This window comes from Streptomyces sp. WMMC940 (genome assembly GCF_027460265.1).
GTDB lineage: Bacteria > Actinomycetota > Actinomycetes > Streptomycetales > Streptomycetaceae > Streptomyces.
Window position 1 is genome coordinate 5,738,620 of record NZ_JAPZBC010000001.1, and the last position, 13,963, is coordinate 5,752,582.

At 73.9% G+C, this 13,963-nt stretch carries 12 protein-coding genes, 1 pseudogene and 1 riboswitch; of the genes and pseudogenes, 6 read left to right on the forward strand and 7 right to left on the reverse strand.

Annotation, left to right across the window (positions count from 1 at the left end):
- Positions 1-5 precede the first annotated feature (5 nt).
- The gene (gene thiS / locus O7595_RS25285; protein WP_269730904.1) at positions 6-221 is read right to left on the reverse strand and encodes a sulfur carrier protein ThiS; all 216 of its coding nucleotides are present in this window, start codon (positions 219-221) and stop codon (positions 6-8) included.
- Entirely contained in the window at positions 218-1,405 is a 1,188-nt protein-coding gene (thiO, locus tag O7595_RS25290) for a glycine oxidase ThiO (RefSeq protein WP_269730905.1), read from the reverse strand. Before thiO ends, thiS begins: the two co-directional genes overlap by 4 nt.
- Positions 1,403-1,515, reverse strand: a riboswitch (TPP riboswitch). Its footprint overlaps the gene before it by 3 nt.
- A gap of 52 nt (positions 1,516-1,567) precedes the next feature.
- Here thiO and O7595_RS25295 point away from each other — a divergent pair.
- From O7595_RS25295 to O7595_RS25320, 6 genes are all read left to right on the forward strand, one after another.
- Entirely contained in the window at positions 1,568-1,909 is a 342-nt protein-coding gene (locus O7595_RS25295) for a hypothetical protein (protein WP_269730906.1), read from the forward strand.
- Positions 1,910-1,994: 85 nt separating this feature from the next.
- On the forward strand, positions 1,995-3,179 hold the full coding sequence (locus O7595_RS25300) for an NAD(P)/FAD-dependent oxidoreductase (protein WP_269732620.1): 1,185 nt from the start codon (positions 1,995-1,997) through the stop codon (positions 3,177-3,179).
- 171 nt (positions 3,180-3,350) lie between these two features.
- On the forward strand, positions 3,351-3,716 hold the full coding sequence (locus O7595_RS25305; protein WP_093653294.1) for an Rv2175c family DNA-binding protein: 366 nt from the start codon (positions 3,351-3,353) through the stop codon (positions 3,714-3,716).
- 120 nt (positions 3,717-3,836) lie between these two features.
- On the forward strand, positions 3,837-4,487 hold the full coding sequence (gene thiE / locus O7595_RS25310; protein ID WP_269730907.1) for a thiamine phosphate synthase: 651 nt from the start codon (positions 3,837-3,839) through the stop codon (positions 4,485-4,487).
- A gap of 76 nt (positions 4,488-4,563) precedes the next feature.
- Positions 4,564-5,481 carry a methylenetetrahydrofolate reductase [NAD(P)H] gene (gene metF / locus O7595_RS25315; RefSeq protein WP_269730908.1) on the forward strand — a complete coding sequence of 306 codons (918 nt, stop codon included), beginning with the start codon at positions 4,564-4,566 and terminating at the stop codon, positions 5,479-5,481.
- Between the two features lie 51 nt (positions 5,482-5,532).
- Entirely contained in the window at positions 5,533-6,426 is an 894-nt protein-coding gene (locus tag O7595_RS25320) for a hypothetical protein (protein WP_269730909.1), read from the forward strand.
- A gap of 399 nt (positions 6,427-6,825) precedes the next feature.
- Here O7595_RS25320 and O7595_RS25325 read toward each other — a convergent pair whose 3' ends face one another.
- The 5 genes and pseudogenes from O7595_RS25325 to O7595_RS25345 all read right to left on the reverse strand — a co-directional run bounded on the left by O7595_RS25325 (position 6,826) and on the right by O7595_RS25345 (position 13,868).
- Positions 6,826-8,352, reverse strand: coding sequence for a phytoene desaturase family protein (locus O7595_RS25325; RefSeq protein WP_269730910.1), 1,527 nt, complete (start codon positions 8,350-8,352; stop codon positions 6,826-6,828).
- A gap of 635 nt (positions 8,353-8,987) precedes the next feature.
- Complete coding sequence (locus tag O7595_RS25330; protein WP_269730911.1) at positions 8,988-9,596, reverse strand: TetR/AcrR family transcriptional regulator; 609 nt, start codon at positions 9,594-9,596, stop codon at positions 8,988-8,990.
- A gap of 28 nt (positions 9,597-9,624) precedes the next feature.
- Complete coding sequence (locus tag O7595_RS25335) at positions 9,625-11,712, reverse strand: YhgE/Pip domain-containing protein (RefSeq protein WP_269730912.1); 2,088 nt, start codon at positions 11,710-11,712, stop codon at positions 9,625-9,627.
- 430 nt (positions 11,713-12,142) lie between these two features.
- A pseudogene (locus O7595_RS33710) lies at positions 12,143-12,841 on the reverse strand (ATP-binding cassette domain-containing protein); the annotation flags it as partial.
- Positions 12,842-12,920: 79 nt separating this feature from the next.
- Positions 12,921-13,868 (reverse strand): MASE1 domain-containing protein, encoded by a 948-nt coding sequence (locus tag O7595_RS25345; protein ID WP_269730914.1) that lies wholly within the window; start codon positions 13,866-13,868, stop codon positions 12,921-12,923.
- Positions 13,869-13,963 lie beyond the last annotated feature (95 nt).

Consider the following 13,963-nt stretch of genomic DNA (forward strand, 5'->3'; position numbering starts at 1 on the left):
GTCGGTCAGCCTCCCTGCACCGCGGTGAGGACCTCGACGCGATCGCCCTCGCCGAGCAGCGTCCCCGGCCACTCGCCACGGGGGACGACGCTCTCGTTGACGGCGGCCGCGACCCCCGAGGGCGCGACGGTGAGCGTGGCCACCAGCGCGTCGAGCGTGGTGCCGGCCGGGACGGCGTGCGGCTGCCCGTTGACGGACACGGTGTGCGTGGACGCGGTCATGCGGACACCTCCTGCTGGACGGGGGAGAAACGGCGTGGGGTGAAGGCCCGGGCCTCGTCCGGCAGTTCACCGGTGAGCAGGGCGTGCGCCATGACGTCGCCGGTCACCGGGGTGAGCAGGACGCCGTTGCGGTAGTGGCCGGTGGCGAGCAGCAGACCGGGCAGCTCCGTGGGACCCAGCACCGGGGCGTTGTCCGGTGAGCCGGGGCGCAGTCCCGCCCGGGTCTCGGTCAGTGGAAGCTCGGTGATGCCGGGCACCAACTCGTGCGCGTCGCGCAGCAGCTGGTACACGCCACCCGCCGTGACCGTGGTGTCCCAGCCGAGTTCCTCGCTGGTCGCGCCCACGACCAGCTCGCCGTTCTCGCGGGGCACGAGGTAGACGTGGCTGCCGCGCACCACGGCCCGGACCGTACGCGACAGGAACGGGGCGTACGCGGGCGGTACGGCCAGCCGCAGCACCTGCCCCTTGACCGGGCGCACCGGGGGGAGCGCCTCCGCGGGCACGCCCCGGAGCCGGCCGCTGAGACTGCCCGCGGCCAGCACGACCCGGTCGGCCGCGATCTCGTCGCCGCCGGCCAGCACGGCTCCGGCCGCCCGGCCCCGTACCACCGACAGTCGTTCCGCCCACCGCCGGTGGAACACCACGCCCGCGCGTTCGCAGGCCACCAGGAGCGCCCGGGCCAGCCGCCGGGGATCGATCTGGTGGTCGCCGTCCACCCGCAGCCCGCCGCGCACGCCCGGCGCCAACATGGGCTCCAGCCGCCGGCACTCCCGCCCGGAGAGCCACTCCGACTCCAGCCCGGAGCGCCGCTGCAGCGCGTGCAGTTCGCGCAGATGGGCCCGGTCGTCCGCGTCGAGGGCCACGGCGAGCGTCCCGCAGGAGCGGTACCCGGTGTCCTCGCCGCTCGCCTCCTCGAGCTCCGTCACGAACCGCGGATAGCGGTCCGCGGAGGCGAGGTTCAGCCCGAGCAGCGTCTCCTCGCCGTAGTGGAGCTCCGTGACGGCCGCAAGCATGCCCGCCGCGACCTGCGCCGCCCCACCGCCCGGCTCGGGGTCGGCCAGCGCGGTCCGCAGTCCGCGCTGCGCCGCCCGCCACGCGGTGACGAGGCCGATGACGCCACCACCGACGACGAGCACGTCCGTGCTGCGCCCTGGGGAACGTCCTGGTGATTGTCCTGGATGCATGCGCGTCCGGACCCTCCCTTCGCCGGCATGACCCGGATCAGGTTCGTACGGTCGGAGGCCGCCTCAGCCTCCCTCTCAGCCCGGTGCTCCGGGCTCCCGCGAGTATCAGTACGGTGGCCACCCTAACCCTCGTCGCCAACCCCCGGTAAGGGAGCCGCCGCCGTGGCCCGTTCGCTCGACGGACTCGTCCTCGCCCCGGTCGCCGACCAGTCACCCGGCCAGGTCGGCACCCGGACCCGGTTCACATACCACGAGGACGGGGGCCGGATCTGGGCCGAGTACGCCGGCGGCGACGTCGTCCGCGGCCGTCTCGTCGGCACCCGCGAGGGGGACCGGCTGGACTTCCGCTACGTCCAGCTCGGGCAGGACGGGACGACCTCCTCCGGCCACTGCGCGTCCACCGTCGTCGACCTCCCCGACGGGCGGGTGCGGCTCGAGGAGACCTGGGAGTGGGAGTCCCGGCAGGGGCGCGGCACGAGCGTCGTGGAGCAGCTGCCTTCCTGACGTGTCGTCAGGTGGTTAGGGTGGCCGGGTGAGTGAGAGCGAGCAGACGGCGCCGAGCCGCCGAGTCGTCATCGTCGGGGCGGGCATGGCCGGTGTGCAGACCGCCGTGGCCCTGCGCGAGCAGGGCTTCACCGGCGGCATCGACCTCATCGGCGCCGAACCGCACCAGCCCTACGACCGGCCCCCGCTGTCCAAGGCCGTGCTGCTCGGGAAGGCCGAGGACTCCGCCTTCGACGTCGACTTCGACGCGCTCGACGTGGAGCTCCGGCTGGGCCTCGAGGTCACGGGCCTGCGCCCCGGGGAGCACGAGCTCGACACGCCCGCCGGGCCCGTCCCGTACGACGTCCTCGTCATCGCCACCGGAGCGGAGCCGGTCACCCTCCCCGGCACCGAGGGCGTCCCTGGGGTCCATCTGCTGCGCACCCTCGACGACGCGGAGCGGCTCCGCCCGGTGCTGGAGCGACGTCACAGGATCGTGGTCGTCGGCGCGGGCTGGATCGGCGCCGAGTTCGCCACCGCCGCCCGCGAGGCGGGCTGCGAGGCCACCGTCGTCGAGGCCGCCGACCGCCCGCTGCCGGGAGCCCTGCCGGCCGAGGTCGCCGCCCCGATGGCCGCGTGGTACGCCGAGGCCGGCGCCGAACTGCTCACCGGGGCGCGGGTCGCGGCCGTCGAGCCGGGCGCCGTGGTCCTCGAAGGGGGCCGGCGGCTGCCCGCGGACGCCGTCGTCGTCGGCATCGGCGCCCGGCCGGCGACCCGCTGGCTCGCCGGTTCCGGCATCGGCCTGGGCCCCGACGGCTCGGTCACCGCCGACGAGCGGCTGCGCACCTCGCTGCCCGACGTCTACGCGGTCGGGGACTGCGCCTCCTTCCCGTCCGGCCGCTACGGGCGGCGCATGCTCGTCCACCACTGGGACAACGCGCTCCAGGGCCCCCGTACGGTCGCGGCCAACATCGTCGGCGCGGACACGGGCGACGGGACCGAGCCGGGGGAGATCTACGACCCGGTGCCGTACTTCTGGTCGGAGCAGTTCGGCCGGTTCGTGCAGTACGCCGGGCACCACGGCGCGGCCGACGCGCTCGTGCGCCGGGGTGACCCGGAGGGTGCCTCCTGGTCGGTGCTGTGGCTGCGGGACGGGGCCCTGGTCGCCGTGCTGACGGTCGGCAGGCCCCGGGACCTGGCCCAGGGGCGCAGACTCATCGAGGTCGGCGCCCGCGTCGACGCCGAGCGCGCCGCCGACCCGGCCGTCCCCCTGAAGGCCGCCGTGCTGTGACCTCGGACCGCCGTTCCGAGCGGGCGGACGTGCCCCGAACGCGGAGGGACGGCGCCCCGGGCTCCCGAAGCACTCCCGAGGCGGCGGTCAGGTGGCCCGTGTCCCTCTGAAGGCCGCAGCCGGACCGGGCCCGGCTACCGACTGTCGGTCCGGGATGGCACGCTTGGTCCCGTGACCGAGATTGACGCAAAGATCGATGCTCTCGTCCCCGCCTGGCTCCACCTGCCCGACGTCGCGGAAAAGCTCGATGTCGAGGTGACGCGCGTACGGCAGCTGGTCAAGGAGGGTCAGCTGATCGCCGTGCGACGCGGTGAGAACCGGACGCTCCAGGTACCTGCCGCCTTCATCAAGGGCGGCAAGGTGGTCAAGGGCCTCTCCGGCACCCTGACCCTCCTGAAGGACGACGGCTTCACCGACGAAGAGATGCTGGAGTGGCTCTTCACTCCGGACCCCACCCTGCCGGGGACCCCAGCGGAGGCGCTCAGCGAGAATCGCGGCACGGAGGTGAAGCGCCGGGCCCAGGCGCTCGCCGTCTGACGACGTCCTGAGCACGTCGCCGCGTTCCGCCACACCGATCTGGATGCGGTGCGCGCACCGGGTCCGGACCGTCCGGCACCCGGTGCGCGAACCGCCGACCCACCCCGGGGGGTACCACCCATGTCCACATCCCGAGCGGCGCTGTCCGACGCCCGGCTCTACCTGTGCACGGACGCCCGCAGACGCCAGGGCGACCTGCCGGAGTTCCTGGACGCCGTCCTCTCCTCCGGGGTGGACATCGTGCAACTGCGCGACAAGGGCATGGAGGCCGGCGAGGAGCTGGAGCACCTCGCCGTGTTCGCCGACGCCTGCCGCCGCCACGGGAAGCTGCTCGCGGTCAACGACCGGGCCGATGTCGCCCACGCCGCCCGCTCGGACGTGCTGCACCTCGGCCAGGGCGACCTGCCGGTGCCCGCGGCACGGGCGGTCCTCGGCACCGGGGCGCTGATCGGGCGCTCCACGCACGCCCGGGAGGAGGTGGACGCGGCGGCCGCCGAGCCCGGTGTCGACTACTTCTGCACCGGCCCCTGCTGGCCCACGCCCACCAAGCCGGGCCGGCCGGCCCCCGGCCTCGACCTGGTGCGGTACACGGCCTCGCTCGGCCAGGACCGCCCTTGGTTCGCGATCGGCGGAATCGACGCGGGCAACCTCGACGAGGTGCTGGAGGCGGGTGCCCGCCGGGTCGTCGTCGTCCGGGCGATCACGGAGGCCGGCGACCCCGCCGAGGCCGCGGCCCGTCTCGCCGAGCGGATACGGGCCCACGCGCAGTAGGCCGTTCCATGAGCGATCCGTGTCCGATGGGTGGAATCCGGTTGGGAGACCGCTGCCCCGTGGATAACCTGCGACTATGGCCCTCGGCACAGCTTCGACCCGGACCGATCGCGCACGCACCGTGCGCGAGCTGCTCGCCACCGACAAGACCTCGTACTCCTTCGAGTTCTGGGCGCCCAAGACGGAGAAGGGCGAGCGGAATCTCTGGAACGCGTTGCGGCGAGTCGAGGCGGTACAGCCCAACTTCGTCTCGGTGACCTACGGAGCCGGGGGATCCACCCGCGCGGGCACCGTCAAGGCCACCCAGCAGATCGCCGCCGACACCACGCTCACCCCGGTCGCGCACCTCACCGCGGTCAACCACTCCGTCGCGGAGCTGCGCAACATGATCGGCCAGTACGCGGACGCCGGGATCAGGAACATCCTCGCCGTCCGCGGCGACCCGCCCGGCGACCCGATGGGGGAGTGGGTCGAGCATCCGGACGGTGTGCGGTACGCGGCGGAGCTCGTCCGGCTGATCAAGGAGTCGGGCGACTTCTGCGTCGGCGTCGCGGCCTTCCCCGAGATGCATCCCCGCTCCAGCGACTGGGAGACGGACGTCGGGCACTTCGTGGACAAGTGCCGTGCCGGTGCGGACTATGCGATCACCCAGATGTTCTTCCGCGTGGAGGACTATCTGCGGTTGCGCGACAGCGTCGCGGAGGCGGGCTGCGAGACCCCGATCATCCCCGAGATCATGCCCGTCACCAGCGTGAAGCAGATCGAACGGTTCGCCCAGCTCAGCAACGCGTCGTTCCCCGCCGAACTCGAACAGAGGATCCGCGCCGTCGCGGACGACCCCGCCGCTGTACGCTCCATCGGTATCGAGTTCGCGACGGAGTTCTGCGCACGGCTGCTCTCGGAGGGCGTCCCCGGGTTGCACTTCATCACGCTCAACAACTCCACCGCGACGCTCGAAATCTACGAGAATCTCGGACTGCACCAGCAGTCGTGAACGGCCGCACCCGCCGCAACCCCGGGCGGAGGCCGCAGGAGAGGGGCGGGCATGGGCTGGACGGTGCTCTACATCGCGTTCGGCATTGTCGCGCTGTGGCTGCTCGGCGAGGTGCTGCTGCAGTACAAGGCGCGGCTGCGCTGGCGGCTGGTCGCCTTCGTCGGCTTCCTGGGCGTTGTCGTCGGTGTGCTGATGCCGAACGTCATCGTGATCGGCGTCGGTGCGGCGGCCTTCGCGGTCGGTCAGACGTACGTCACGCTCTCCTTCCGGCGCGGCTTCTCCACCGGCTGGGCGCTGGGCGGCAGCCCGGGCTCCAGCCGCCGCCGGAGGTCCGGCGCCCCCGTCGACCGTGACCCCGTGCTGGAGGTGACGGGCATCGACTACGAGGACTCCTACGACGCCTCCGGCCGTCCCCGTCAGTCCGGCCCCGACCCGGACGAGTCCCCGTCCGAGGAGACCACATCCGTCTACGAGCCGCAGCCACTCCCGGACGACACCGGGCAGTACGGCGTCTACTCCGACGCGACCCACACGGCGAACCACGCGCAGGCCGGCGAGGAAACCCACTACGGCGGCTACTCCAGCGGCTACGCCGACTCCTACTCGCAGGGCCACGACTACCAGCAGCCGACGGGGACCCATGACGCGTACGCGGGGTCGTACGACTACGGCACCGGCGGCGGGCAGCAGCAGTACGCCGCCTGGTCCGACCCGTACGCCGGCGGTGCGGAGCAGGGCTACGGCTCGTACGAGAGCTACGGCGGCCAGCAGCAGTACGCCGACCCGTACGCGTCACAGGGCTACAACGAGACGCCGCCGGGCGGGGTGTGGGTGCCGCTCCAGCGCGACGGGGACCAGGCCCCGCCGTCGACGGAGCAGCCCTCGCAGTACGGCTACGACCAGGGCTACCAGAACGACCCCAACGGCCAGACCTACCGCTACTGAGACACCCCGCGTCCTCTGAGCCCCCGCCCCGCGTCCCGTCGGCCCGTCGGGACGTGGAGCCGGGTCGTTGGAATCCATGGGCGCGGAGCCGGTCCCTGGATCCCGGAACGCGGAGTCGGGACGTGGAGCCGGGTCGTTGGAATCCGGGGGCGCGGAGCCCGGCTCGCACATCCCGGGCTGCCGGGGGCCGGAGAGGCCCCGTCCCCGCCCCGACCTCCGAGCCGCCGGCGCGGGGAACGCCCGGGCGGGCCGTTCGGGCCGCCCGCGGGCGGGAGCGGCGCCACGTTCCAGACCGTCACCCGATCCGGGCGCCGCGACACGGAGCCGCCCGGCGGGTCTTGCGACGTCCGGTCGCCCCGGAGAGCGCGGCCCTCCGCCGCCGGGGGGCCGCGGATCAGGTCACTGCGAACCGCGGAAGTCCGCGCCCTCGACGATGAGGCCGGTCACCAACGCGCCCGACATTCCGCTGTGCGCGAGCCCGCCGCCGGGATGCGACCAGCCGCCCGCGAAGTACAGCCCGGGCACCGGTGGGACGTTCGCCGCGGGCAGCAGTGCCCCGCCCGCTCCGGCCAGTGCCGGTCCGGGCACCCGGGGCGTGCCCGTCTCCCGGAGGGTGTCGGCGGGTGTGCGCACCTCGCGCCACAGAAGTCGCTCCCGCAGACCGGGTACGGCCGCCTCCGCGGCCGCCGTCATCCGGTCCGCGAACGCCTCCACGCCCGTGGCGTCCCCGCCCGTCACGTGCTCGTCCCACGGGAGGTCCGACATCCGGTCGCCGGTCCCGGCGGGAACGGTCGCGGTCACCGTGACCGCCTCGTGGCCACCGGGCCGCAGCCGCTCGTCGTCGGGCCGCAGCACCACGACCGTCGGACGGTCGCACAGCCGCCCCGCGGCCAGCGCCGCCGACTCCCCGGCCCGGTCGGGCGAGTGCACCACCGTCCGGTGCGCCGCGTCCGCCGCCCGGGCGCCGCGCAGTGCCAGGCAGACGGTGACCCGCCCGGTCCGCACCGCCGACTGGTGGTGCGGCCACTCTTCTCGGGAGGCCCACGGCAGGACCCGGTCCCGGTACAGCGCGGGCACGGGCGCGCCCGCGACCACATGGTCCGCCTCGGCCGTGCTTCCGTCCGCCAGTTCCACGCCGACCGCCCGGCCGTCCTCGATCCGTACCTCCGTCACCTCGGTGCCGAGGACGAACTCCACCCCCCGTGCGAGGCACCGCTCGTGCACCGCGTCCGCGAGTGCCCGCATCCCGCCCCGCACGTACCAACTGCCGAACGTCTGCTCCATGTAGGGCAGGACGGCGGCGGACGCGGGCGCGGTGGCGGGGTCGAGGCCGTACGCCAGGGCGTGGCTCTCCAGCAGCGCCGCCAGCCGCGGATCCCGCAGCTCACGCCGGCCCACCTCGGCCAGGGTGCGCGCCGGGCGGCGCAACAGGCCGCCCCTGAGTGCCGGGTACGGGTCCCGGGCGAAGCGGGAGGTCTCCGGGGGCAGCGGCTCCTCCAGCAGTGGGCGCCGCGAACGGTCCCAGGCCTCCCGCGCACGCCCCAGGAACGCGCCCCAGCGCTCGCCCGCCCCGGCGCCGAGGGCTCCGTCCAGCGCCGAGACGACACCCGCACGCGAGGCGTTCGGCAGGGACACGGCCGTGCCGTCCGCGAAGACATGACGGCTCGCCGGGTCCACCTGGACCAGTTCCACGCACTTCTCCAGCGGCTCCTTGCCGGTCTTCACGAAGAAGTCCCGCCAGACGGCGGGCAGATGCAGCAGTCCGGGCCCGGTGTCGAAGGCGAATCCGGCACGCTCGAACCGGCGCACCGCGCCGCCGTACGTGTCCGTCCGCTCGAACACCGTCACCCGGTGGCCCGCCACGGCAAGCCGGGCGGCTGCCGCCATGGCGCCCATCCCGGCGCCCATCACCACGATCCGTGCCATGTCGGGGACTGTATCGGCAGCGTCCGACAGCCACCGGGGCGGTGGTCCCCGCAGGTCCGCGGCGACGCGCCGCTCCTCCCGGCGCCGGGCTCGGCGCCGGGAGGGAACGGCGGATCCGCGGGGCGGGGAGGACCAGCGCCACCGGCCCCGGCACGAGCAGCGTGCCGCGGTGATCGCCGCCACCGGGTGGCCCCGGACGCGGTCGTGACCAGCCCGCACCCGGAGTGCGTGGGGATGAGCACGGGCCTCTGAGTATCCGTACCTAGTGCGGGAGATGAGTAGGCGCGCGGATGGGGCCGACCGGCGCGGACGGAAGAGTGGAGGCCACGGAGGGGCGCGGCGCCGGCACCGCCGGCACGGGGCGGCGGAACGGCGCGGCGCACCTGCGAACGGGGGTTGCCCGGACCCGGGGGAACAGCGGTACGGGGCAACTGGGGAGCGGGGGGACGACGGGGGGAACGCCGGTGCGGCGAAGCTCGGGGGGATCGAGCTTCGCCGCACCGGCACTCGTCGTTCGTGCGCTCGGTGCGCTCGGTGCCCGAGGCGGGTGGTCGTCGTGCGTGCCCTCGGTGCGCTCGGCGGGCGGTGCGGTCACGGCCGCCGGGAGCGTCCGCGACCGCACGGGGGAGCGAGCTTCAGCAGCCGCCGACCCGCCCGTGGAGCAATCGGGAAAGGGCCGCGTGCACGTCGTCGATCGACCGCTCCCGCTGGAACGCCTGCCAGTCGAGCGCCGCCACCAGCACCATCCCGACCAGCGCGGCCGCGGTCAGCGGAATGTCGATCTCCTCGCTCAGCTCGCCCCGCTCGACGCCTTCCCGGAGGACGGTCTCGACGACGGCGACCGCCTGCTGACGGACCACCATCAGCGTCGACTGCCAGGCGCGGTTGGTGCGCCACAGTTCGGCGACGTACAGCTGGGTGAAGGCCGGGTAGCGGTCGATGAAGACCAGGCCGGCCCGGATCATCCCGTCCAGGGCCTCGATCTTGGCGCCGCCCCGCCGCTCCGCCTCGTCGGCGGCCTCCTGCAGCGAGGAGGTCAGCAGGCCGACCCCGTACCGCAGCAGTTCCTCGAAGAGCTCGGTCTTGCTCTTGAAGTTGTAGTAGACCGTGCCCTTGGCGACGCCGGCCCGCTCGGCGATCTCGTCGACCGTGGTGGCGGAGAAGCCCTGTTCGGCGATGAGCGTCACCGCCGCCTCGTAGAGCTTGGCTCGGGTGGCCTGTCTCCGGGTGCTACCGCTGTTCATGGTGCCGATTCTCACAGGTCCGCCCGCCTCACAGGCTCAGCTCGGGGTGAAGACGGTCGAACGTCCACACCTGCTTGCTACGTGCCGACAGGGCGGTGAGGGCGAGGGCCCCGGCGGTGAACGCCGCGAGGACGGCCACGGCCTGCCACACCGGCCCGACGCCGCCGCCCGTGATGAGCCGGCGCAGCGCCTCGACGACGTGGGTCATCGGCAGGAAGGGGTGGACGGCGTTGAAGAACGGCGGGCTCGTCTGGACGGGGTACGTGCCGCCCGCCGAGGTCAGCTGCAGCATCAGCAGCGCGAGCACGAGGATGCGGCCGGCCGCGCCGAAGCGGGCGTTGAGCCACTGGATGATCGCGGCGAAGCAGCACACGACCAGGGCGAGGAAGCCGACCGTCCCGGCGGCGCGGGCCATCTGCAGCCCCAGGCCCCAGTGGAGCACGGCCATCAGCGCGCCGACCTGGAGCAGCCCGATCGCGGCGACCGGCAGCCAGCCGGCGATGGCGATCCGCCAGGCCGAGGCGCCGGCGGCGAGGGCGCGCCGGTTCAGCGGCTGGATCAGCATGTACGCCACCATCGCGCCCACCCAGAGGGAGAGCGGGATGAAGTACGGCGCGAAGCCCGTGCCGTAGTTGTCCGCCTTGTGCAGGGATTGGGATGCGAGCTGCACCGGATCGGCCATCACGTCCGTGCGGCGGTCGCGCTCCTGCTTGCCGTAGTCGGGGATCTTGCCGACGCCGTCGTTGAGCCCGCCGGCCAGCTCGCCCGAACCGTCGACGAGCTTGAACATGCCGCCGTCGAGGTCGTGCGCACCGCTCTTGAGCCTGCCCACACCGGTGTCGAGGTCGGTGGAGCCGGTGCGCGCGCTGCCCAGGCCCTCGTGGAGGTCGCCGGCGCCCTTGGCGACCTTGTGCGCTCCGGAGTTCAGCCGGTTGACGTCCGCGACGGCCTTCTCGACGTCGTCCTCGAGGGTGGGGGAGCGGTCGGCGAGGTCCTTGGCCATCTTCTGGATCTTGGCGAGCCGGGCGTCGAGCTGCTCGAGTTCGCCGCTGTTGTCCCGCACCAGCTTGTCGACGTCGTCGGCGACCGCCGCGGAGTCGGCCGTCGCGGTCTTGGCCTGCTCCAGCACGGAGCAGACGGCGGGGTCGGGGAGGACGGCGTCCTCGCAGCGGGACTTGTGCAGCGCGGCCGCCTTGTCTGCGGCGTCGTGAGCCTTGGTCGCGGCAGCGGGGGCGGTCGCCACGAGGAGGTCGAGATGGCTGCGGGCGGCGCGGGCGCCGTTCTCCACGAACCGCGCGTGCTCACCGATCGTGGCGCCCTCGTCCTTGATGTACGGCCGGACGTCGGCCGCGATGCCGTTGACCTTGTCGGCCAGCCGCTGGGTGCCGGCGGCGACCTCGCGGGCGCCCTTCTCCAGCTTCTCGGCGCCGTTGTCGAGGCGGGTGATGCCGCCCGCGAGTTTGCCGCTGCCGGCCTTGGCGTCCTCCAGGCCGTCGGCGAGCTCCTTGGAGCCCTCCTTCGCCTTGCCGATGCCCCCCTTCAGCTTGTCGGCGCCCTTCGCGGCCTTCTCGGTCGCGTCGTGGATGTCGGAGAACGAGATGAAGATCTTGTCGAGGAAGGAGCGGGAGGCGTTCTTGGACGCGGACTTGCGCACCTCGGCGAAGACCGTGCGGGATATCTGCCCGACGATGTAGTTGTTCGCGTCGTTCGTCCGAACCTCCAGCGCACCGGTCTCCGGGGCGTCGCCGGAGGCGGAGGCGATGCGCTCGCTGAAGTCGGCGGGCACGGTCAGGGACAGGTAGTAGGTACCGTCCTCGACGCCCTCGCGGGCGTCCCGGGCGCTCACCTCGTGCCAGTCGAAGACGTCGCTCTCGCGCAGGCCCTCGGTGATCCCGTCGCCCGCGGCGATCTTCTTCCCGGCGGCGGTCGCGCCCCTGTCGTCGTTGACGAGCGCCACGGGGATCTTGTCGAGGCGGCTGTACGGGTCCCAGAACGACCACAGGTACAGAGCGCCGTAGAGCAGCGGGAGCAGCAGTATCGCGACGAGCGCGGCGCGCGGCAGCCTGCCCCTGCCGAATCGCTTCAGCTCAAGCGCGGCCAGTTTCGGCGAGCGCATCGGCCGCCCCCTCCTCGGTGTCGTGCGTGGTCTCGTGCGTGGTCCCGGTCCCGCGGTCGCCCGCGGCGGTGACCTTGTCCGCGTCCGCGGCCGTTCCTGCGGCCGTACCCGCCGCGGTGCCGGGTCCGGTGCCGGCGTCCTTCGCGCCGTCCGCGGACGCGGTCGGCTCCGCGTCGGCGGCCCCGGGCGCCTCGACGCCGGGGTCCGTCTCCCCGGCGGCCCCGGCGGCGGCCTTCGGCGGGTCGCCGTTCCCGGCCGCCGGCGGCTTCGGCGCGTCGTGGCCGGCCTCCGTGTCCTCGGCGCCGCTCCCCTGCTCGGCGTGGGCCCCGTTCCCGGCGCCGTTCCCGCTCTTCGCGTCGGGCGCGCCGAGCACGTCGGGCGTGCCGTCCGCCGCACCGCCGCCCGACTCGTCCGCAGCGGCCGGGTGCGGCGCCCCCGCGCCCGTACGGACCACGACCGCGTCCGCAGGCGCCTCACTGCAGACCGTGAGCACGGTCGTGCCCCCGTCGGTGATGCCGCGCAGGAGGTCCCACGCCTGCGCCCGGTCCGCCTCGGGGAGCTTGAGGTCGGCGTCGTCGACGGCCAGCAGCCGCGGACGGCCGATCAGGGCGAGGGCCACGGAGAGGCGGAGGGCCTCCAGCCGTTCGAGATCCCGTACCGCCGTGCGCCCCGCCTTCGGCAGGGCGTCCACGTCGAGCCCGACGCGGCCCAGCGCCTCTTCGATCCGCGCCCGGGCCGCCGCGGCCCGTTCCCCCGGTGGCCGCAGCAGCGCCCGGAGCGAGGCGTCGAACCGCCGCTGCATCAGCGCCCGCTCCCGCAGGTGCTCGGCCACGGTGAGCGCCGGGTCGAGGTCGCTCACCCCCGGGACCGGCCCCAGCGCGCTGATCCGCCGGACGGCCGCCATCTTGCGCGGCAGCCGCAGCCCGCCCACCTCCGCGTGCCCGTCCGTCGCCTTCATGCGTCCGGTGAGCGCGAGCAGCAGACAGGTGCGGCCCGAGCCGGACGGGCCCTCGATCGCGATGAGCGAGCCCGGGCCGGCCTCGACGTCCACCTTCCGGAACGCCCAGCCGCGCGGCCCCTTGAGGCCGAAGCCCTCGGCTCGTACGGCTGCCCCGTGTGGGCTGTCCACGCGGCCTCCCCCTTTTGAACTGACTGGTCAGTGCAAAACTTACTCCGTACCCGGGAACGAAGCAAAACGGGAGGGGAGTTCAGCGGTCGCGCGGTTCGATTCCCGCCACGATCTCGGCCAGCCGGGCGCAGACGCGTCTGATCTCCTCGTGGGTCTGGTTCCGCTCGGTGATCACGGCCGCCATCAGCAGCGCCGTCAGTGCCGTGACCCCGTTGAAGGCCTGCAGCGTGACCATGCTCGAGAACAGGTCGCGCCCGGCGAACGGTCCCAGCTGCCCGGCCGCGGCCCTGACCGCGAGAGTCGACACCAGCAGCGCGCATGGTGCGGCCCCCGCCAGCTGGAACCGGAAGGCCGCCCAGATCAGGCAGGGGAAGACCAGGAACAGCAGCGACGAGTTGCGTGTCGAGGTCGCCAGCAGCGTCACTCCGAGCGTGCAGAGCCCGAGCGCCGTCGCCTCCGCCCAGCGGGCCGGTCCGGCAGGGACCGGCCACCGTGCCCGACGCAGTACCAGCAGGAACGGAGTGACCACCAGCACGCCCATCGCGTCGCCCGTCCACCAGACCGACCACGCGGGCCAGAAGCCCTCCGGCTCCAGTGCCCCGGCCAGGAGGAGGGTCGCCGTGCCGACGGTCGCGCTGACCAGCATCCCGCCCAGGGCCCCGAGGAAGACGAGTGCCGGCACGTCCCGGAGCCGGTCCAGTTCCTGCCGGAACCCCGCGCGGCGCAGCATCAGGTACGCGCAGAGCGGCGCGGCGGTGTTTCCGGCGACGATGGCCAGCACGGCGAAGGCGGTCGGTCCGATGGAGAAGTTGACCAGGAAGGCCCCGAGCGCGATACCGGGCCAGACCCGCGGCCCGAAGAACAGCAGCCCGGCCAGCGCCACGCCCGTCGGCGGCCACAGCGGGGTGATCTGGCCGCGCACCAGCTGCTGGAGCAGCCCGAGCCTGGCGGAGCCGTAGTAGACGGCGGCCACAGCGAGGATCCGCAGCGCCGACGAGGCGTAACGCCGGATCTCCTCATTGCGCACGACAGCAGTTTCCTTCGCCGGTGCCGGGGCGGCGAGTCGGCCGGCCTCGGAGCGGGCCGGAGCGGGGCCGCGTCCCGGGCGAGACGGCCTCCCGG